This window comes from Microbacterium sp. NPDC055599, from assembly GCF_053618975.1.
The window spans coordinates 67,377-87,942 of record NZ_JBSHIM010000016.1; the positions used below are offsets into that span (position 1 = coordinate 67,377).

Below are 20,566 nucleotides of genomic sequence, written 5' to 3' on the forward strand. Positions count from 1 at the left end.
CCTTACGAGGCGAGACGATACCACCCCGGGCCGCGAATGCCGCACCCTGGACGGGGCCGGGTAGCACCGCGGGAGAGACCTCGTGAGGTTCTACCCGCTGACGCTCAGGGCTCGGTCGTGCGCGGGAACGACCGCAGGTCCTCCAGCGCCGGACCCTCGATGCGGGTGCCGTCCGCGGCGAAGCGGGAGGCGTGCAGCGGGCAGTCCCACGTGCACTCCGCGTCGTTCCAGTCGAGCACCCCGCCGAGGTGCGTGCACACGGCGCTCACTGCACGGGTGACGCCGTCGACCGTCGAGATCGCCACGGGTCGCCCGCCCCGGTTCGCCACGACGCCCTCGCCCTCCGCCGGCTGCGGCACCGGCACGGGCGTGGCCTCCGCATCCACCCAGCCCTTGGTCGCCGCCGCGGCCACCTTGGCACCCTCGACCGCGCCCCGCGCCAGATCGGCGGGAACGGTCAGCCGCGTGCCGATGCGGATCATCCACGACGGACGCTCGCTGCGCTTCGTGCCGATGACCTCCTCGGTGAGCCGCAGCGCCGCGGCCGGGGCGTTCGACAGCCCCCACTTGGCGTACCCCGTCGCGAACCGGATGCGGCCGAGTCCGCGGGGCAGCGCCCCCACGAACGGGATGAGGTTGTGCGACTGGTAGTCCTGCGCCGACCAGCGATGCGTCTCCTCCGCGTCGGGGAAGTGCAGCCGCGTCCACGACACGAGGTCGTCGATGGCCGCGGTCTCGCCGTCCGAGCGCCCCACCGGGTGGCCGTTGCCGCCCACGACGAGCTGCGCCGTGCCCCCGGGGCCGTCGGCGTGCGACACCGGCCGGATCGACCGCGTGGGACTGTCCGCCGAGATGAACGTGCCCTCCGGAACGCCCCCGGAGACCCGGAACGACACGCAGTAGGAGCGCATCCCGGCGACCTTGGAGAAGTACAGACCCCGGTCCAGGATCGGGGTTCCGGTGGCGAGGACGATGTGCTCCGCGAACATCGGCCCGGCGGCGGTCTCGACCCGCGGGTCGGGGAGGGCATGCGCCCCGGTGACCCGGACGCCCGTGTGGAGGGTGCCGCCGTTCGCCACGAACTCCTTCGTCAGGGCGTCGGCCACGGCGACCGGGTCGATCGTGACCTGGTGGTCGAGAGCGACCGCGCCCGCGACCGGGAACGGCGTGGACAGCTCGTGCGGTGTGAGCAGCCGCGTCGGAAGTCCGGCCTCGCGGGCTGCGGCGTGCTGGTCGCGCACCGACTCCATGCCCTCGGCGCTCTGCGCGTAGGTGTGGTCGGTGCGCTGCGTGTACGACACCCCGGCGCTGTCGGCGAAGCCCGTGAGCCAGTCCATGCCGGCGCGGTTCGCGTCGACGTAGGCCTGCACGAGCGAGGCGCTGTGGTGCTGCCGGATCGTGGCGAGCTGCTTCCCCTGCAGCAGCGACAGCTTGCCGGTGTTCCCGCCGGACGCCAGTTCGGCGATCGCGCCCGACTCGAGCACCGCGACATCGAGACCGGCGCGCGTGAGCATGACCGCGGTGGAGAGCCCGGTGAGTCCCGCGCCGACGATGATCACGTCGTGCCGTGCACCCGGGTCGAAGGGGGTGCCGAGGGGCGCGGCCTGGTCGACCTTCCAGAGAGGCATCATGCGACCAGTGAACGACGGCGGCGGCCGGGCTCCCAGCGGCTTGACAACGGACGGTCGCGCTGTCATGCGGCAGTACAGTGGCCAACGTGAACCTCCGCCGCGTGCTGCTCGTCGCCCTGGGCGGCACGGTCGGCACGGCGGCGCGGCTGGCTCTCGGCCTCGCGCTGCCCGACCCCGGGGGATTCCCGCTCGCGGTGCTGCTCGCCAACCTCCTCGGGGCGCTGCTGATCGGGGTGGTGGCGGCACGGCTCCCCGCCTCGGCCGACCTGCGGCTGCTGCTCGGCACCGGGGTGCTGGGCGGCTTCACGACCTACAGCGCCTTCATGACCGGGACGGTCGCGCTGTGGGACACGGCCCCGCTGCTCGCGGTCGCGTACGCCGCCGGGAGCCTGGTGCTCGGGCTCGCTGCCGCCGCGCTCGGCCTGCGGCTCGGACGACCCCGGCGGGGAGGGGCGTCGTGAGCCCGCTGCTGTTCCTCGCGGCGGCGCTCGCGGGCGGCGTCGGTGCGGTGCTGCGCTACCTGCTCGACCTCGGGGTGGCACGGCTCGCGGGGCGCCGCTTCCCGTGGGGCATCCTGGCGGTGAACCTGAGCGGGTCGTTCGCGCTCGGCCTCGTGACGTCCGCGCTGCCCGAGCAGGCGTTCGTGCTGGGGGCGGGGCTGCTGGGCGGCTACACCACGTTCAGCACGGCCATGCTCGACGCGGTGGCCCTGTGGCGCGACGGCGCGAAGCCTGCGGCGGTGTTCGACGCGGTCGGCATGCTGCTGCTCGGGCTGCTCGCGGCCGTGCTCGGCCTGGGCCTCGGCGCGCTTCTCTGATCCGCCCTTGCGGAGGGTCGGTGGCCGCCGCTACTCTCGTGCTAATCGTTTAACGCTAAACGGTTAACACTGCTTTCCACCCGCTCGTGCACCCGTCAAAGGAGACCTCGATGCCCCGCACCACCCGTCGCGCCCTCGGCGCCCTCGCCGCCTCGGCGGCCGCCGTCCTCGCGCTGTCGGCCTGCTCCTCCTCCGCCACCGGGGAGTCGTCCGACGGCGACATCACCCTCAGCTACGCCATCTGGGACGAGAACCAGAAGCCGGCCATGGAGGACATCGCCGCCGCCTACACCGAGGAGCACCCGAACGTCACGATCGAGATCCAGGTCACGCCCTACAAGGAGTACTTCACCAAGCTCCAGACCGCCGTCACCGGAGGATCCGCCGCCGACGTCTTCTGGATGAACGGCCCCAACTTCCAGCTCTACGCCTCCAACGGCCAGCTCGCCCCGCTCGACGGGGTCGACGCCTCCGACTACCCGCAGGGCCTCGTCGACCTGTACACCTACGACGGAAAGCTCTACGGCGCCCCGAAGGACTTCGACACCGTCGCCCTCTGGTACAACAAGGCGCTGTTCGACGCCGCGGGCGTGGAGTATCCCAGCGCCGGCTGGACGTGGGACGACTTCACCGCCGCGGCCGCGAAGCTCACCGACCCCGCCACGGGCCAGTACGGCATCGCCGCCAGCCAGTACGGCCAGGAGAACTTCTACAACTCGATCGCCCAGGCCGGCGGCGAGGTCATCTCCGCCGACGGGACCGAGAGCGGCTACGGCTCGCCCGAGGCGCTGGAGGGCATCGAGCTGTGGACGAACCTCATCGCGGACGGGTCCTCACCCACCGCGCAGCAGATGACCGACACCAACCCGGAGGACTTCTTCCTCTCCGGCAAGGTCGCCATGTTCCAGAACGGCTCCTGGGCCGCCATCGCCTACGCCGACAACGCCGACATCGGCGGCACGGTCGACGTCGCCCCGCTGCCGGCTGGGCCCGAGGGCAACCAGAGCGTGATCCACGGCGTCGGCAACGTCGCCAACGCCAAGAGCCCGCACCTCGACGCCGCCCAGGACTTCGCCGCCTTCGCCAGCGGGGAGCAGGCCGCGAAGATCCAGGCCGAGACCGGCACCGTGATCCCCGCGTTCAACGGCACCCAGCAGGCCTGGGTCGACGCCCTCCCGCAGTACGACCTCCAGGTGTACATCGACGCGCTCGACACCGCCGTGCCCTACCCCGTGTCGAAGAACACCTCGGCGTGGACCAACATCGAGAGCGAGGTGCTGTCGCAGGTGTGGTCGGGTGCCGTCACCCCGAAGGACGGCCTGAAGGACCTCGCCGCACAGATGCAGACCGCGCTGGACGCCGAGCAGGAGTGAGCGCATGACCGTCATCGCGCCCCGCGCGGTCGCGCCGACGGCCGAGCGGACGCCGGAGGCCCGTCCCTCCGGTGTCCGCCGCCGGCGCCGCACCCCCGGCGCCTCGCCCTGGTGGGCCCTGGTGTTCCTCGGCCCCACCGCCCTCGGCCTGGCCGTGTTCTACCTGTGGCCGACCGTGCGCACGCTCATCATCTCGTTCACCAAGTCGGGCCCGTTCGGCGGCTCCGAGTGGATCGGCTTCGACAACTACGCGCGACTCCTCCAGGACCCCGAGCTGCTCGGCGCGCTGCGCAACACCGCCGTCTACACCGTGATCGCCCTGATCGGCATCCCGATCGCCGTCGGCATCGCCGCCCTGCTCAACACCACCGGCCTGAAGGGGCGCAGCGCCTACCGCACGCTCTACTTCATCCCCGTCGTGACCATGCCCGCCGCCATCGCGCTGGTGTGGCGCATGATCTACAACGGCGACTACGGCGTGCTCAACGCCGCGCTCGCCGCGGTGGGCATCGAGGGACGCAGCTGGCTGACCGACCCGAACACCGCGCTCGTCGCGATCGCCGTGGTCGGCATCTGGGCCGGACTCGGAACCAACATCGTCATCTTCCTCGCCGGGCTGCAGGGCATCCCCGACACGATCATGGAGGCGGCCGACCTCGACGGCGCCGGACCCGTGCGGAAGTTCTTCTCGATCACCATCCCGCTGCTGTCGCCGTCGATCTTCTTCGTGAGCGTGATCAGCGTGATCGGCGCGCTCCAGGTGTTCGACCTCGTCTACATGATGCTCGGCCGCAGCAACCCCGCGATGCCGAACACCCGCACGGTCGTCTACCTGTTCTACGAAGCGGGATTCCTCGACAACGACCGCGGCTACGCGGCCGCCGTCGCGTTCCTGCTGCTGCTCATCATCCTCGTGCTGACCATCGTGCAGTTCCGGCTCCAGAAGAAGTGGGTGCACTATGAGTGACGTCTCCCTCGACACCCGGGCCGTGGTCGGCGCCCCGTCCACGCGCTCGCGCGGCGCCGGACGCCCCCGCAACCGCGGGCTGTGGATCGTGCACGTGGTGCTGATCCTCGGCGCCGTGCTCATGGTGTTCCCGTTCGTCTGGCAGCTGCTGACGTCGTTCAAGACGCTGTCCGACTCGGTGCAGGTGCCGCCCTCGTTCCTGCCGCGCGAGTGGGTCTTCACGAACTTCGCCGAGGTGTTCGACTCGATGCCGTTCGGCCAGATGTTCCTCAACTCGGTGCTGCTGACGGTCGGCCGCACCGTGGGGCAGGTCGCGCTGTGCACCATGGCCGGCTACGCCTTCGCGCGCATCCCGTTCCCCGGCCGCAACGCGCTGTTCGTCGTGTTCCTGTCGGTGCTGATGGTGCCGTCGCAGCTCTACCTGCTGCCGCAGTACGAGATCATCCAGTCGCTCGGCTGGCTCAACACGCTCCAGGCGCTCATCGTGCCCGGCATCTTCAGCGCCTTCGGCACCTTCCTGATGCGGCAGTTCTTCCTGTCGATGCCCGCCGAGCTGGAGGAGGCGGCGCGCATCGACGGCGCGAATCCGTGGCAGACCTTCTGGCGGATCATGGTTCCGCTCGCGAAGCCTGGCATCATCGCACTTGTGGTGTTCACCGTGCTGTGGTCCTGGAACGATCTGCTGTGGCCGCTGATCGTGACCACCGACCCCGCGAAGATGCCGCTGTCGGTGGGGCTCTCCCAGCTCGTCGGCATCCACGGCACCGACTACCCGGTGCTGATGGCGGGCGCCCTGCTCGCGACGCTGCCCATGCTGGTGACCTTCATGATCCTGCAGCGGCAGTTCATCCAGGGCATCGCGTTCAGCGGGACGAAGGGCTGAGTCATGGCACAGCGTGAACACGTCCCGGCCCGCCGCCCGACCCTGCGGATGGTCGCCGAGCGCGCCGGGGTATCGACCGCGACCGTGTCCTACGTGTTCTCCGGACGGGCGGGTGCCAGCGGCGCCGGTGTCGCCGAGGCCACGGCCGCCCGGGTGCTCGCCGCGGCGGAGGAGCTGAACTACCGCCCGAACACCGCGGCGCGGGCCATCCGCACCGGGCGCAGCGGCATGGTGCAGCTCTCCCTGCACATGCTCAGCGACCCGTGGTCGCTCGCGGTGGCCGACGCCGTGAACGCCGAGGCCAACAAGCACGGCCTGACCACGCTGATCCTCGCCGACGGCGACTGGCACGCCGCGCTCGACCGCGTGGAGAGCGACGTGGCCTACCTCGACGGGGTGGGCCTGGACGAGGAGGACGCGCGGCGGCTGGGCGACCTCGTCAAGCGCGGACAGCGGCTCGTCGTGTTCTCGGAGCACCTGGAGCCGGACGGCTTCGACGTGATCCGCTCCGACGCGATCCCCGGGTGCGAGCTCGCGATGGACCACCTCCTGGAACGGCACACCGCCATCGGCTGCATCGCCGCGGAGGGGGCCGTGCGCCTCGCGGGGACGCAGGTGACGCGGTACACGCCCTACGTCGAGAAGCTCGCGGCGGCGGGGATCGAGCGCACACCGGAGTGGACCGTGACCTACGCGGAGACCCAGGCGAGCGCGTTCACCGCGGCCATCGAGCTGCTGTCGCGGGACGATCGCCCGGACGCCGTCTACGCCACGACCGACTTCGCCGCGATCGCCGCCATCAACGCCGCCCACATGCTCGGGCTGCGGGTGCCGCACGACGTCGCGGTGATCGGCGTCGGCAACACCCCCGACGCCCGGCTCATCGCCCCGACGCTGACCACGGTCGGCCCCACCGACTTCTACGAGCGGCAGGCGCGCATCATCGTCGACCGCGCCCTCGAGAGCGATCCGTCGCCGGGAACCCTGCACGAGTTCCCGTGGTCGCTCGTCCCCGGCGGCTCGACCGACCTCGACGTCCCCGCCCCGCGCGCCCGCTGAGCCGCGACCCCTCTCTGCATCGACTTTCACGAAGGACTTCTGTTGGACCTCCACATCGGCATCATCGGCTTCGGCGCGCGCTCCACCCTCCACGAGGAGGTGCACCGCCCGGATCACGGCTCCCGCATCACGGCGGTGTGCGACCTCTCGCCCCGCGCCAGGGACGACGCCCGCGCGCTCGTGCCCGACGCCCTCATCACCGACTCGCTCGACGACCTGCTCGCCTCGGGCGTCGACGCGGTCATGGTGCTCACGCCGGACGACACCCACGCCGCCCTGACGATCCGGGCGCTGGAGGCCGGGGTGCCCGTGTTCTGCGAGAAGCCGCTCGCGATCGACCTCGCCGACGCCGACCGCATGCTCGCCACCGCGCGGCGCACCGGTACCCGTCTCTACATCGGGCACAACATGCGTCACATGCCCGTGATCACCCTGATGCGCGACCTGATCCGGCAGGGGCGCATCGGCCAGGTCAAGGCCGTGTGGGTGCGGCACTTCGTCGGCCACGGCGGAGACTTCTACTTCAAGGACTGGCACGCCGACCGCAGCCGCACCACCGGGCTGCTGCTGCAGAAGGGCGCCCACGACCTCGACATCATCCACTGGCTCGCCGGCGCCTACACGGAGAGGGTCGCGGCGATGGGCGGGCTGAGCGTGTACGGCGACATCACCGACCGCCGCGACCGCACGGGGGAGCGGATGCCCGACTGGTTCAGCATGGACAACTGGCCGCCCACGGCGCTCACCGGGCTGCACCCCGTGGTCGACGTGGAGGACATCTCGATGGTGAACCTGCAGCTCGAGGGCGGGATCCTCGCGTCGTACCAGCAGTGCCACTTCACGCCGGACTACTGGCGCAACTACACGGTGATCGGCACCGAGGGCCGCATCGAGAACCTCGGCGACGTGGCCGGCAGCGAGGTGCGGCTGTGGAACCGGCGGCACGCGGGAGCGGCCCCGGCCGACGAGACCTTCATCGTGCCGGAGGTGCCGGACGCGGGCCACGACGGGGCGGACGCCCTGCTCGTCGCCGAGTTCCTCCGGTTCGTGCGACACGGCGGGCTCACCGCGACCTCGCCGGTCGCAGCGCGCGAGGCCGTGGCGGCCGGGATCCTCGCGACCGCGTCGCTGCGCGGAGACGGCTCGGCGATCGCGGTGCCGCCGCTCGACCCCGACCTCGTGGCCTACTTCGAGCGCGGACAGGTCGAGACCGCCGCGGCCTGAGCCGACGCGGAGCCGCGGCTCCCAGGCTCCTCACACCGGAGCGAATGTACAAACGTACATGTACGGGTGTGCGGGAGGTGCGGGATGGCGGAGAGCGGGCGTCGACGGCGCGACCCCGAAGCGCGCCGCCGGGAGATCGTGACCGCCGCGGCCGAGCTGATCGTCGAGGTCGGCGCCGAGGCCATCACGCACCGCATGGTCGCCGCCAGGGCGGGGGTGCCGCTCGGCGCCACGACGCAGTACTTCGCCACGCTCGACGACCTCCGCGGCGCCGCGTTCCGCGCCCTCGCCGACGAGATCGAGTCCCGGCTCGACGGCGTGCGGCAGACCCTCGCCGAGCAGGGAGCGGGGCCCGGGGTGATCGCGGCCCTCGTGTGCCGGAGCGCCGAAGACGGCCACGCCGTGCAGGCCGACCGCGCCGTGGTCACCGCGGCCGTGCACGACCCGCGACTGCGCGAACTCGCCCGCCACCTGTCGGACCGCCTGGTCGACCTGCTCGAGCCGACCTATGGCGCCGACCGCGCCAAAGCGGCGATGATCTTCATCGACGGGGTCATGTGGAGCACGCACATCCGCGACGACCGCCTCGATCAGTCCTTCCTCGAGACCGCACTGGCGCGGATCCTCGGAGATCCCCTCTCCACCCCCTCCGCTGCGACAGCCACCCCCTGACACCGAGGAACACGCCTTGTCGAAACTCGCCATCCTCAGCCTGAAGAACCGCGCCCTCATCGCGCTCGTGACGATCGTCGCGGCCGTGTTCGGCGGGCTCGCGCTCACCAACCTCAAGCAGGAGCTGATCCCCTCGCTCGAGCTGCCCGCGCTCGTGGTCATGACGACGTACCCTGGCGCCTCGCCCGAGGTGGTCGAGAACGACGTCTCCACCCCGATCGAGTCCGCGATCCAGGGCGTGCCCGACCTGGAGTCGACCACCGCGACCAGCACGACCAATGCGTCGATCGTGCAGGCGATGTTCGCGTACGGGACGAACCTCGCCACGGCCGAACAGAAGATCCAGCAGGCGATCAACCGCATCTCCTCGCAGCTGCCGGAGGACGTCACGCCGCAGGTGCTGTCGGTGTCGATCGACGACTTCCCGGTGATCCAGGTGGCCGTGACCGGCTTCGACGACGCCGACAACGCGCAGGCCCAGCTCGAGAGCGTCGCCATCCCCGACCTGGAGGACGTGGACGGCGTCAACGCGGCCGAGATCGTCGGCGGGGTCGGCCAGCGCATCACCATCACGCCCGACGTGGGCCGCCTGGCCGCGGAGGGGCAGAGCACGCAGGCGATCAGCTCGGCCCTGCAGCAGAACGGCACGCTGTTCCCCGGTGGTGACATCACCGAGAACGGCGAGACGCTGACCGTGCAGACCGGGGCCAAGATCACCTCGGTCGACGAGATCGCCGCGCTGCCCCTCGTCGGCACCTCCCTCACGATCGGCGACGTCGCGACCGTCGCCCAGGCGTCCGACCCGGTCACCTCGATCTCCCGCGTGGACGGGAAGGATGCGCTGTCGATCTCGATCACCAAGCTGCCCGCCGCCAACACGGTCGAGGTGTCGCAGGGCGTGATTGCCGCGCTCGACGAGATCGGCAAGGCACTGCCCGACGCGGAGTTCACGGTCGTGTTCGACCAGGCGCCGTTCATCGTGCAGTCCATCGACACGCTCGCCACCGAGGGCCTGCTCGGCCTCGTGATGGCCGTGCTCGTGATCCTCGTGTTCCTGCTCTCGGTGCGCTCGACCCTGGTCACGGCGATCTCGATCCCGACCTCCGTGCTCATCACGTTCATCGGGCTGCAGGCGTTCGGCTACTCGCTCAACGTGCTGACCCTCGGGGCGCTGACGATCGCGATCGGCCGTGTGGTCGACGACTCGATCGTGGTGATCGAGAACATCAAGAGGCACTACGTCGGCGACGCCGACAAGGGCGATGCGATCCGGCTCGCGGTGCGGGAGGTCGCCGCGGCGATCACCGCGTCGACGATCACGACCGTGGCGGTGTTCCTGCCGATCGTGTTCGTCGGCGACATGGTCGGCGAGCTGTTCCGGCCGTTCGCGATGACCGTGACGATCGCGATGGTGGCGTCGCTGCTCGTCGCGCTCACGATCGTGCCGGTGCTCGCGTACTGGTTCCTCAAGCCCGGCAAGCCGCTGCTCGACGAGCACGGGAACGCGATCGACCCCGAGCACCCCGACGCCCCGCCGACGGTGCTGCAGCGCGGCTACCGGCCGATCCTCGGCTGGACGCTGAAGCACTCCGGACTCACGGTGGTCCTCGCGGTGGTCGTGCTCGGCGCGACGCTCGCCGCGGCCCCGCTCATGAAGGTGAACTTCCTCAGCGACTCCGGGCAGAACACCATGACGGTGACGCAGGATCTCGGGCCGACCGCGAGCCTGGAGGCCAAGTCCGACGCGGCCGCGCCCGTGGAGGAGGCGCTGCTCGACATCGACGGCATCGAGCACGTGCAGGCCTCGATCGGGTCGAGCGGCTCCGCCCTGCGCGACGCCTTCTCCGGCGGCGCCGGCATCACCTACTCGGTGCTCACCGACGGCGACGCCGACCAGGAGAAGCTGCGCGCCGAGGTGCAGGACGCGATCGACGGCCTCGGCGACGAGGTCGGAGACGTCACCGTGGCCTCCTCCGCCGGCTTCGGCTCCAGCGACATCGAGATCACCGTCACCGCCTCGAACGGCGACGACCTCGCCACCGCCACCTCGGCGCTGGTGGAGGAGCTCGACGGGCGCGACGGCATCGGCCAGGTGACCGACAACCTCGCCGAGGCGCTGCCCTACATCGCGGTCGTGGTCGACCGGGAGGCCGCGGCCCAGGTCGGGCTGTCGGAGGTCGCGGTGGGCTCGATCGTGTCGAACACCATGCGCCCGCAGCAGATCGGGTCGGTCGAGATCGACGACACCGCTCTCACGGTGTACCTCGTGAACCCCGCGCCGCCGACGACCGTGGAGGCGCTGCAGCAGCTCGCCATCCCGACCGCCGCGGGCATCGTGCCCCTGCAGGACATCGCGACGGTCGAGCAGCGCAACGGCCCCACCTCGATCACGACCGAGCAGGGCCGCCGGACCGCGACGGTCACGGTCCCGCCCGCGTCGGACAACCTAGCCGTGGCCACGCAGTCGGTGAGCGCCGCCATCGCCGCAGTCGACCTGCCCGACGGTGCTTCGGCCGAGGTCGGCGGTGTCGCCTCGCAGCAGGCCGACTCGTTCTCGCAGCTGGGTCTCGCGATGCTCGCGGCCATCCTGATCGTGTACGTGGTGATGGTCGCGACCTTCAAGTCGCTGCGCCAGCCGCTGCTGTTGCTCGTGTCGGTGCCGTTCGCGGCGACCGGCGCCATCCTGCTGCAGATCGTGACGGGCGTGCCCCTGGGCGTGGCCTCGCTGATCGGCGTGCTGATGCTGATCGGCATCGTGGTCACGAACGCGATCGTGCTGGTCGACCTCGTCAACCAGTACCGAGAGAAGGGGCTGTCGACCGCTGACGCGGTGATGGCGGGAGGCGAGAAGCGTCTGCGCCCCATCCTGATGACCGCGCTCGCCACGATCCTCGCGTTGACGCCGATGGCGCTCGGCATCACGGGTCACGGCGGGTTCATCTCGCAGCCGCTCGCGATCGTCGTGATCGGCGGACTCATCTCCTCGACCGTGCTCACGCTCATCGTGCTGCCGACGCTGTACAACCTCGTCGAGGGCGCGAAGGAGCGGCGCCGCGCACGGCGGGGCGACGGCGGCACGGGCGACGACGGTTCCGGCCCGGACGCCCCGGCGTCACCCGTCGCTCCCACCGGAGCGGCCGCGCAGCCCGTCATCGCGGGAGCCACGGTCCACGCGGACGGCACGCCGGTCAGTCGCCGGGAGCTGCGCGACCACCACGGCGAGTAGAGCGCGCCACGACTCCGCGGAAGGGGCCCCGATGCACATCAGACGAGGGGCATCGGGGCCCTTCGCGCGCGGATCGGAGGTGGTGCGTCGGCCTCAGCCGAACGTGATGCCCCACTCCAGCGTCCAGGTCTCGCCCTGAGCCAGGCGGCGCAGGCCGATCCCGCTGTTGAACGCGTCGGCGGGGGCCGTCATCGGTTCGATCGCGACGGCGAGCGGCGTGCCGGGGTAGTTCCGCGCCGTGTACACCTGGGCGACGTCGAAGCCCTCGCCCTGCCACAGCGTGACGGTGCGGCCGTCGGGCGCGGTGAGGGTGTGGCGCACGCGGCCGTCCGCGTCGCGGTCGAGATCGGTCAGCCCGGTGTCGAGCGTCGCATCGCCCAGGCGCAGCCCCGTGCGCAGCGCCGGATCGGCGGGCCGGGTGCCGACCGGAAGCAGGCGGTCGTCGGTCTCGAAGGCGGTCTGCGCGGGAACCCGCAGCACCAGCTCGTGCGGGTCGACGTCGCCGATCGTGACGAACGGGTGCGTGCCGAGCGCGACCGGCGCCGCGTTCTCCGACCAGTTCGTGATGGTGTGCGTGACCTCGATGCCGTCGGCGGTGAGCACGTAGGCGACCGAGGTCTCGAGCAGATACGGGTAACCCGTCTGCGGATACACCGTGGCGCGCAGGGTCGCCGCGGCGTCGGTCTGCTCGACCGCGTACGGCGTGAAGCGGAGCAGGCCGTGGCTGGCATTGGCCGTCTTGGGCTCGGAGACCGTGAGCTGGCGGACCGTGCCCTCGTCGTCCCAGCGGCCGTCGCGGATGCGGTTGGGCCAGGGGACGAGCACGACGCCGGAGCACGACGGGGTGGGGGCGTCGAGCGGGTACGGGGGCACGAGGTCGACCTCGCCGATGCGGAGGGAGCGCAGCGACGCGCCGACCTGGGCGATCTGCGCTGTCACCTCGCCGAGTCCGAGGTGCACCTGGAGGCCGGTGGGGGAGACGGGGGTCACCCCGTCATCGTAGTGGGGCGCGGGTCGCTCCCAGGGTCGGCCGGTACACTGGCATGGTCGGCTTCGGACACCCGCGCAGGGCGCGGACGTTTTTCAGTGTGTGAAGTGTGAGTCCAGGGGCCGATGGTGAACGTCGATCGACGTGAATCAACCATCACAGGAATGGCCCCGGCCGCAGATCGTCCGGAACTCCGCATCCGTCGGAGTGCTCGCGCGCGTGCGCAGCGCTGTTCTCGTGCGAGAACGCAGAAGGACACCCCCCGCATGCCCAAGAACAAGAAGCCCAAGGGCGGCCGCGCCGCCGCCAACTTCGAGCCGCGCTACGGCGCCAAGAAGACCTCCTTCCACGAGCGGCACCGCGGTGCGCCCGCGCGTGACGGTGCGCGCGACGAGCGCGGCGCCAGGGCCGACGCGGGCGACCGCCGCTCGACCGCCGGCTACGACCGTCGCCCCGGCAGCCGCAGCCCCAACCACCGCGGCTACCGCCCGGAGGAGACCGAGTCGGGCGCGCCCAAGCGCCGCTGGACCTCGCAGGAGCGCGCGGGCCGCGACGAGGCCCGCGGCATCCGCAACCGCGCCGAGTCCGGTCGCCGCGAGGCGCCGCATCGCCGGGACGACCGCGGCGGCCAGCGCCCCACCGGTCCCGGCACCTACCGCGACGACCGCGGTGCGGGCCGCTTCGACGACCGCCGTGACGACCGCGGCGGCCAGCAGCGTCAGGGCTTCCGCGACAACGACCACCGTGACGGCGGGCGCCCGCGGTTCGACGACCGCCGCGGCGACCGTCCCCGGTACGACCGCGACGACCGGGCCCGCTCGACCGACCGCCGTGACGACCGCGGCGCCGGGCGGTTCGACGACCGTCGCGGCGACCGTCCGCGCTACGCCGACCGGGGTGCGGACCGCCCGCGGTTCGACCGCGACGAGCGTCCGCGCCGCGACGACCGCGACGACCGGGGCCGCTCGAACGACCGCGGTCCCTCGCGCCCCGAGCGCTCGTACGACGCCGACCGCGCCCGCCGGGCCTTCGACCGCGACCGCACGCAGCGCGCGTTCGACGGGGAGCGGGAGCGTCCCCGCGCCTCGACCGGTGGCGCCTACCGCACCGAGCGTCCGCGCCGGGAGGAGCGCCCCAGCCGCAGCGACTGGAACGCCAAGCCCAAGGACGCCTTCACCCCGGGCGCCGACGTGGTGCACGAGCGCCTCGAAGCGCAGGCCGTGCAGGCCGTCGAGGTCGAGAACGTGACCTTCGCCGACCTCGGGCTCGGCTCGAACATCACCGAGACGCTGAAGAACCTCGGCGCCGAGACGCCCTTCCCGATCCAGGCGGCCAGCATCCCGGCCGTGCTGGAGGGGCGCGACGTGCTCGCCCGCGGTCGCACCGGCTCCGGCAAGACCATCGCGTTCGGCGCGCCGCTCGTGGAGCGCGTGCTCCAGTCGCAGGCGGGCAAGCGCCGCGAGTTCGGTCGTGCCCCGCGCGCGATCATCCTCGCCCCGACGCGCGAGCTCGCGCTGCAGATCGACCGCACGATCCAGCCGATCGCCCGCAGCGTCGGACTGTTCACCACGCAGATCTACGGCGGCGTGCCGCAGGGCCGCCAGGTGGGTGCGCTCAAGAAGGGCGTCGACATCGTGATCGGCACGCCCGGACGCGTCGAGGACCTGATGAACCAGGGCAAGCTCGACCTGTCCGGCTGCCGCATCGCGGTGCTGGACGAGGCCGACCACATGTGCGAGCTCGGGTTCGTCGAGCCCGTGCAGCGCATCCTCCGCCGCACCGCCGAGGGCAGCCAGAAGCTGCTGTTCTCCGCGACGCTCGACCGCGAGGTCGCCGCGCTCGTCGACGAGTTCCTCGTGGACCCGGCCGTGTACGAGGTCGCCGGGGAGGACCAGGAGTCGAGCACGATCGAGCACCGGGTGCTGGTGATCGAGCACCGCGACAAGGCCGACATCCTCACGTCGCTCGTCGACCGCGAGGGCAAGACGCTCGTGTTCGCCCGCACCCGCGCCTACGCCGAGATGCTGGCGGAGCAGTTCGACGACGCCGGCATCCCCGCGGTGTCGCTGCACGGCGACCTGAACCAGGCCAAGCGCACGCGCAACCTGGAGAAGCTCACCTCGGGTCGCGTGAACGTGCTCGTGGCGACCGACGTCGCGGCGCGCGGCATCCACGTCGACGACATCGACCTGGTCGTGCAGGCCGACGCCCCCGACGAGTACAAGACCTACCTGCACCGGTCGGGTCGCACGGGCCGCGCCGGTCGCTCGGGTCGCGTGGTGACGCTGATCACGCGTCAGCGCCAGCGTCGCATGAACGAGCTGCTGGAGCGTGCCGAGATCGAGGCGCCGTTCGAGAACGCCCGCCTGGACGACGACGTGATCGAGGAGATCGCCGGGCGTCAGCCGTCGACGGCCGACCTCACCGCCTGATCGCCTTCGGATCGGAAAGGCCCCGGAGACCTCGGTCTCCGGGGCCTTTCCGCGCTTCGCAGCCCGGCATCACCCGGGGCGTCAGCCGAGCTCCTGCTCGTGCAGCGCGGTCGCCAGGCTCGTGCCGTTGAGGTCGAGGTAGAGCACGCGCTCCGTCACGGTGAGGGTCAGGGTGTTGCGGCGCTCCAGGTGCGGCGTCGCGGTGTCGATGAACCCGGGGTCGAAGCTGTGGACGCGGATGTCCTCGGCGCGGTGGATGCGTTTGTCCGCCCACGGCGCCATCACCTTCGCGGGGTCGCGGTGCGTGTACACCACGGTGCGCTCGGCGAGACGGCTGGCGTGGTGCAGGCGCTCCGCGTCGGGCGCGCCGACCTCGATCCAGGTGACGATCCGCCCGGTGAGGTCGCGCACGAGCACCGCGGGCTCCTCGGTGTCGGACACGCTGCCGCCGAACGCGATGCCCTCGCCGAACTCGAGCCCGTACGCCAGCACCCGCGTGAGCATGTAGGCGTCGGTCTCGGAGGGGTGCCGCGCCACCCGCAGCGAGTAGTCGTCGTAGACCCCGCGATCGGTGTCGGCGAGCTGCACGTCGAACGTGTGGAGGGTGGAACCGATCGCCATGATCCCCGAGCCTACGCGGCCCCGGAGGCCCTCCCGACCGGACGGCTCAGAACAGCATCGGCTGCGGGGGTGTCGCGGCGGGCCCGGTCTGTCGGAAGGCGACCGTGCCGGCCGGTGGCGTGCTCGACGCGGTGTGCCCCTGCCCCGGCCGGAACCCGCGGCGGGGGTAGTCGTCTTCGTGCCGGGCGTCGAGGCCGTGCAGGCGGATGAGCGGTCGCACCCGCCGTGCCAGCCACTGGCGGTACGGCTTGGGGGCTTCGACCGACGCGCCGGGGTACAGCCCGCGGTACGACGACACGAGGTCGGGGCGCGTGCGCTCGAGCCACTCGAAGAACCACGGCTTGACCCCCGGCCGCAGATGCAGCGCCCCGTAGATGACGGTGCGTGCCCCCGACTCCTTGATGCGGCGGAGGCCGGTGTCGATCGCCTCCACCGAGTCGGTGAGGTGCGGCAGGATCGGCATGAGGAACACGGTCACGGGGAACCCGGCATCGGCCAGGGCGCGCACCGTGTCGAGCCGCGCCTGGGTGGTGGGCGCTCCCGGCTCGATCGCCTTCTGCAGGGCGTCGTCGTACATCGCGATCGACATCTGCACGTCGACCGGCACCCGCTCGGCCGCCTTCACCAGCAGGGGGATGTCGCGGCGGATCAGCGTGCCCTTGGTGAGGATCGAGATCGGCGTGCCCGAGGTCGCGAGCGCCTGGATGATGCCGGGCATGAGAGCGTAGCGGCCCTCCGCGCGCTGGTACGGATCGGTGTTCGTGCCGAGCGCCACGGTCTCGTGGTTCCAGCTGCCCCGCCGCAGCTCTCGCTCCAGCACCTCGACCACGTTGACCTTGACCACGATCTGCGAGTCGAAGTCGGCGCCGCCGTCGAGGTCGAGGTACTCGTGCGTGCCGCGGGCGAAACAGTAAGTGCAGGCATGAGAGCAGCCGCGGTAGGGGTTGATGGTCCAGGCGAACGGCATGCGCGAGGCGCCGGGCACGTGGTTGAGAGCCGACTTCGACAGCACCTCATGGAAGGTCATGCCCTCGAACGCCGGGGTCTTCACGGTGCGCAGCACGCCGCTGCGCTCCTCCAGCCCGGGCAGCGCCGCCTCGTCGACGTCGCCCAGCTTCTGCCCCTGCCACCGCATCCCCTCATTCGAACAGAAAGACGAAGAAAGCACAAGCGGGCATCGCAGAGATCTTCGAATGAGAGAATGAGGCAATGACCGTTCCGCCGCTTGCCCAGCATGCGGCTCCGCGCTCCCCGATCTCCGGTCCCGCGCTGCCCGTGGGGCTGGCCGTCGCCGCGCTCGGCGTGCTGTTCTCGATCGCCTCGACGCCCGTGCTCCCCTCGTCGGCGGCCGACGCGATGCCGCGGCCCGTCGCGGTCGCGCAGGTGCCGGCGGTGCGGACGGCGGCGATCCCCGCGGCCGACCCGTGCGCCGAGCCCGGAGTGCAGCAGGCCATCGCGAACGGTGACGACGCGGCGACGATCGCCGGGTTCGGTGGCGGTGCGGCGTTCCGCGAGGCGGTGGTCGCCGGCAACGCGCCGTGCATCTCGCTGACCGACCCCGCCCGCGTCTGGGTCGTCGTGAACAAGGGTCTTCCGCTGACCCCGGCCGACTACGAGCCGGCGCTCCTCGACGCCGTGCCCCTGCAGATGACCACGCCCTCCGGCCTCGTGCGCCCCGACGTGGCCGCCGCCGTCGGCGCGATGGCCGATGCCGCTCAGGCGGCAGGCGTCGGGCGGCTGGGCGCGAACAACGGCTACCGCTCGTACGGGCTCCAGGTCTCGACCTACGACTCGCACGTCCGTGCCCAGGGGCAGGCCGAGGCCGACGCCGGCTCGGCGCGCCCCGGGCACAGCGAGCACCAGACCGGCCTGGCGCTGGATGTGGTGGCGTGCGATGCGGGCTGCGGCGGCCTCGACGGGTTCGGCGGCACGGGCCAGAGCGACTGGGTCGCCGCGCACGCCTGGGAGTTCGGCTTCATCGTGCGCTACGAAGACGTCGGCACGCCCGTGACCGGCTACGCGCCCGAGCCGTGGCACCTGCGGTACGTCGGCGTCGACCTCGCGGCGGCGTACCACGAGGGCGGGTATCACACGCTCGAGGAGTTCTTCGGGCTGCCCGCGGCGCCCGACTACGCGCACTGACGCCCGGCTGCCCTCAGCGCGGGCTGCGCGTCTCGACGGATGGCCAGACGACGAGGAGGAACGCCGCGATCGGTCCGGTGAACAGCGTCAGCAGGAACCACGCCCACGCCGAGCGCCCCCGCGTGCGGGCGAATCCTCCGGCGAGGAGCGCGACGGTGAACCACAGGGCGGTGATGTACGGCCAGACTTCCTGCATGCCCCGAGTCTCCTGGTCGGCGATCCCGCCGCGTCCCGGCGCGCCGTCGATGAGCCGATTGAGGCTTCCCACAACCCCGGTACCGAGTGTCACGATCCGTGGGATGCATTCTCACAATGTCCCCTGCCGGGCCCGCCGTCGGCCGTAGAATCGCCGGAGCAATGAGGCACGACACGTTCGGGAGGACGGCATGGAACGCGACATCTACGAAGAGGACCACGAGGCTTTCCGGGACCTCGTCAAGGATTTCGTCAAGCGCCACGTGACGGGCGAGGCGATCGAGAAGTGGGACGCCGCGGGAGAGGTCGACCGCGACACCATGCGCGCCGCGGGTGAGGCGGGCATCATCGGCCTGTCGGTCCCCGAGGAGTTCGGCGGCGCGGGCATGCTGCAGGACTACCGCTTCCGCGCGATCGTGAACGAAGAGGTCATCGCCGCCGGCGCCGGCTCGCTCGCCGGAGCCTTCGGCATCCAGGACGACCTGGCCGTGCCGTACCTCGTGCACATGGGCACGCAGGAGCAGAAGCAGAAGTGGCTGCCGCGCATGGCCACCGGCGAGGTCGTCGGTGCGCTCGCCATGACCGAGCCGGGCGCCGGCTCCGACCTGCGCGGCATCAAGACCACCGCCAAGAAGGTCGACGGCGGGTACCTCGTGAACGGCGCGAAGACGTTCATCTCGTCCGGCGCCACGGCCGACCTGGTCGTCACGTTCGTCAAGACCGGCGAGGGCAACCGCCCCGACGCCTTCAGCCTCGTGCTGATCGAAGACGGCATGGAGGGCTTCGAGCACGGCAAGAAGCTCAGCAAGATGGGCTTCCACGGGCACGACACCGCCGAGCTGTCGTTCAGCGACGTGTTCGTGCCGGAGGAGAACCTCATCGGCGGCGTCGAAGGCAAGGGCTTCATCCAGCTGATGATGAACCTGCCGCTCGAGCGCCTGTCGATCGGGGTCGCCGGTGCCGCGGCCGCGCAGGCCGCCCTCGACTGGACCGTGGCGTACACCCGCGACCGCGAGGCGTTCGGCGAGCGGATCATCGACTTCCAGAACAGCCGCTTCCAGATCGCCGACATGGCCACCACGGTCGACGCGCTGTGGGCCTACATCGACCGCGCGCTACTGGCCTACAAGGACGGCAAGCTGTCGGCCGAGGAGGCCGCGAAGGTCAAGTTCTGGGCGACCGAGCGCGAGTGGGAGGTGCTCGACGCCGGGGTGCAGCTGCACGGCGGCTACGGCTACATCACCGAGTACCCCATCGCGCGGGCGTTCCTCGACGCGCGCGTGCACCGCATCTACGGCGGGACGAACGAGATCATGCGCGAGATCGTCGGCCGCCAGATCGCCGGCAAGCGCTGACCCCACCTCCAGCCCGCCTGCGCCCCCGCGCGGGATCGAAAACGCACCTCCGGAGCCATTCGGGGGTGCGTTTTCCGTCCCGCATCCGGGCGGCGGGCCGGGGGTGCGCGTCCCGGATCGAAAGTGCGCCCCGGAAGGCGCCGGGGGGTGCGTTTTCCGTCCCGCACCGGGCATGGGGGCGGTGGTACCCGTGGTGCTACCGGGGTAGGATGGCCGCGTGAGCACCGCGAAGATCAGCCTGAGTCTGCCGGACGGCGACCTCGCCTTCCTCGACGCGCAGACGCTCGAGGGCCGCTACCCGTCCCGGTCGGCGGCGATCCAGGACGCGGTGCGGCTCCTCCGCGAGAGCCGGCTCGCCGATGCCTATGCCGAGGCCTACGGGGAGGGGTACGACGAGGAGTGGGACTCCGCCGCCGACGATGGCCTGGCTTCGGCGTGAGTGACGTCGCGGTCGCGCTGCTCCGCCGTGGGCAGATCGTCCTCGCCTCGTTCGACCCGGGCGTCGGTTCCGAGGCGCGCAAGACGCGGCCGGCGGTCGTGGTGAGCAACAACACCGCCAACGCGGTCGCGATCCGTCGCCCGGGCGCCACGGTCACCGTGGTGCCGCTCACGACGGCGACGGAGCGAGTGTGGCCCTTCCAGGTGCTGCTGCCCGCAGCCGCGACCGGCCTCGACCGAGACAGCAAGGCGCAGGCCGAGCAGGTGCGCACCATCGCCGTGGCCCGCATCGTGCGCCCGGTGGGCTGGGTGCCCGCGGAGCTGATGGGCGCGCTCGACGAGGCGCTGCGACTTCACCTCGCGCTCTGACCTCACCCCGTCGCCCCCGCCGCATCCGCCCGCCGCATGCGGGATCGAACGCGCGCCGCGGAGACGTCGGAGGCGCGCTTTCGATCCCGCCTCACGGGAGGGGGCGGGGGTCCCCGAGGGGTGACGAGACGCGGACGGGGGAGGACTTGTATCGACGGGGAGGGTCGAGTGGGC

The 20,566-nt window shown here is 71.6% G+C and carries 19 protein-coding genes; 14 read left to right on the forward strand and 5 right to left on the reverse strand.

What is annotated here, in order from left to right; all coding sequences use genetic code 11:
• Window positions 1–104: 104 nt before the first annotated feature.
• Entirely contained in the window at window positions 105–1,631 is a 1,527-nt protein-coding gene (locus ACWGQ1_RS15335) for an FAD-dependent oxidoreductase (RefSeq protein WP_452313252.1), read from the reverse strand.
• A gap of 86 nt (window positions 1,632–1,717) precedes the next feature.
• Between ACWGQ1_RS15335 and ACWGQ1_RS15340 the strand changes: the two genes are divergently transcribed.
• The 9 genes from ACWGQ1_RS15340 (at window position 1,718) to ACWGQ1_RS15380 (ending at window position 11,852) form a co-directional block, all read left to right on the forward strand.
• Window positions 1,718–2,092, forward strand: coding sequence for a CrcB family protein (locus ACWGQ1_RS15340; RefSeq protein WP_240744567.1), 375 nt, complete (start codon window positions 1,718–1,720; stop codon window positions 2,090–2,092).
• On the forward strand, window positions 2,089–2,448 hold the full coding sequence (locus ACWGQ1_RS15345; RefSeq protein WP_136031388.1) for a fluoride efflux transporter FluC: 360 nt from the start codon (window positions 2,089–2,091) through the stop codon (window positions 2,446–2,448). The genes ACWGQ1_RS15340 and ACWGQ1_RS15345 overlap by 4 nt, the downstream gene beginning before the upstream one ends.
• A 110-nt stretch (window positions 2,449–2,558) precedes the next feature.
• Complete coding sequence (locus ACWGQ1_RS15350) at window positions 2,559–3,821, forward strand: ABC transporter substrate-binding protein (protein WP_136045955.1); 1,263 nt, start codon at window positions 2,559–2,561, stop codon at window positions 3,819–3,821.
• Window positions 3,822–3,825: 4 nt separating this feature from the next.
• Window positions 3,826–4,788, forward strand: coding sequence for a carbohydrate ABC transporter permease (locus tag ACWGQ1_RS15355; RefSeq protein ID WP_136031392.1), 963 nt, complete (start codon window positions 3,826–3,828; stop codon window positions 4,786–4,788).
• A complete protein-coding gene (locus ACWGQ1_RS15360) occupies window positions 4,781–5,671 on the forward strand; it encodes a carbohydrate ABC transporter permease (RefSeq protein WP_205812841.1) in 891 nt (296 codons plus the stop codon). The genes ACWGQ1_RS15355 and ACWGQ1_RS15360 overlap by 8 nt, the downstream gene beginning before the upstream one ends.
• 3 nt (window positions 5,672–5,674) lie before the next feature.
• The gene (locus ACWGQ1_RS15365) at window positions 5,675–6,730 is read left to right on the forward strand and encodes a LacI family DNA-binding transcriptional regulator (RefSeq protein ID WP_447652676.1); all 1,056 of its coding nucleotides are present in this window, start codon (window positions 5,675–5,677) and stop codon (window positions 6,728–6,730) included.
• 42 nt (window positions 6,731–6,772) lie between these two features.
• Complete coding sequence (locus tag ACWGQ1_RS15370) at window positions 6,773–7,954, forward strand: Gfo/Idh/MocA family oxidoreductase (protein WP_452313253.1); 1,182 nt, start codon at window positions 6,773–6,775, stop codon at window positions 7,952–7,954.
• 84 nt (window positions 7,955–8,038) lie between these two features.
• A complete protein-coding gene (locus ACWGQ1_RS15375; RefSeq protein ID WP_136031399.1) occupies window positions 8,039–8,626 on the forward strand; it encodes a TetR/AcrR family transcriptional regulator in 588 nt (195 codons plus the stop codon).
• A gap of 16 nt (window positions 8,627–8,642) precedes the next feature.
• Window positions 8,643–11,852: an efflux RND transporter permease subunit gene (locus ACWGQ1_RS15380; protein WP_452313254.1), complete on the forward strand. Its 3,210-nt coding sequence runs from the start codon at window positions 8,643–8,645 to the stop codon at window positions 11,850–11,852.
• 93 nt (window positions 11,853–11,945) lie between these two features.
• Here the strand turns inward: ACWGQ1_RS15380 and ACWGQ1_RS15385 are convergent, their stop codons facing one another.
• Window positions 11,946–12,842 (reverse strand): aldose epimerase family protein, encoded by an 897-nt coding sequence (locus ACWGQ1_RS15385; RefSeq protein WP_452313255.1) that lies wholly within the window; start codon window positions 12,840–12,842, stop codon window positions 11,946–11,948.
• A gap of 264 nt (window positions 12,843–13,106) precedes the next feature.
• Here ACWGQ1_RS15385 and ACWGQ1_RS15390 point away from each other — a divergent pair, with 264 nt between their 5' ends.
• A complete protein-coding gene (locus ACWGQ1_RS15390; RefSeq protein ID WP_452313256.1) occupies window positions 13,107–15,272 on the forward strand; it encodes a DEAD/DEAH box helicase in 2,166 nt (721 codons plus the stop codon).
• An 81-nt stretch (window positions 15,273–15,353) separates the two neighbouring features.
• On the opposite strand, the gene ACWGQ1_RS15395 is transcribed toward ACWGQ1_RS15390, so the two are convergent.
• Window positions 15,354–15,893, reverse strand: a complete 540-nt coding sequence (locus ACWGQ1_RS15395; protein WP_452313257.1) for a YaeQ family protein — start codon at window positions 15,891–15,893, stop codon at window positions 15,354–15,356.
• A 46-nt stretch (window positions 15,894–15,939) separates the two neighbouring features.
• On the reverse strand, window positions 15,940–17,028 hold the full coding sequence (locus ACWGQ1_RS15400) for an Rv2578c family radical SAM protein (RefSeq protein WP_378803296.1): 1,089 nt from the start codon (window positions 17,026–17,028) through the stop codon (window positions 15,940–15,942).
• 74 nt (window positions 17,029–17,102) lie between these two features.
• Between ACWGQ1_RS15400 and ACWGQ1_RS15405 the strand changes: the two genes are divergently transcribed.
• Window positions 17,103–18,035, forward strand: a complete 933-nt coding sequence (locus ACWGQ1_RS15405; protein ID WP_136034011.1) for a M15 family metallopeptidase — start codon at window positions 17,103–17,105, stop codon at window positions 18,033–18,035.
• Between the two features lie 13 nt (window positions 18,036–18,048).
• On the opposite strand, the gene ACWGQ1_RS15410 is transcribed toward ACWGQ1_RS15405, so the two are convergent.
• Entirely contained in the window at window positions 18,049–18,231 is a 183-nt protein-coding gene (locus ACWGQ1_RS15410) for a hypothetical protein (protein WP_452313258.1), read from the reverse strand.
• Window positions 18,232–18,421: 190 nt separating this feature from the next.
• Here ACWGQ1_RS15410 and ACWGQ1_RS15415 point away from each other — a divergent pair, with 190 nt between their 5' ends.
• The 3 genes from ACWGQ1_RS15415 to ACWGQ1_RS15425 all read left to right on the forward strand — a co-directional run bounded on the left by ACWGQ1_RS15415 (window position 18,422) and on the right by ACWGQ1_RS15425 (window position 20,392).
• Window positions 18,422–19,585: an acyl-CoA dehydrogenase family protein gene (locus ACWGQ1_RS15415; RefSeq protein WP_136036768.1), complete on the forward strand. Its 1,164-nt coding sequence runs from the start codon at window positions 18,422–18,424 to the stop codon at window positions 19,583–19,585.
• 217 nt (window positions 19,586–19,802) lie between these two features.
• A complete protein-coding gene (locus tag ACWGQ1_RS15420) occupies window positions 19,803–20,024 on the forward strand; it encodes a ribbon-helix-helix domain-containing protein (protein ID WP_136034005.1) in 222 nt (73 codons plus the stop codon).
• Window positions 20,021–20,392, forward strand: a complete 372-nt coding sequence (locus ACWGQ1_RS15425; protein WP_275090590.1) for a type II toxin-antitoxin system PemK/MazF family toxin — start codon at window positions 20,021–20,023, stop codon at window positions 20,390–20,392. Before ACWGQ1_RS15420 ends, ACWGQ1_RS15425 begins: the two co-directional genes overlap by 4 nt.
• Window positions 20,393–20,566: the final 174 nt, after the last annotated feature.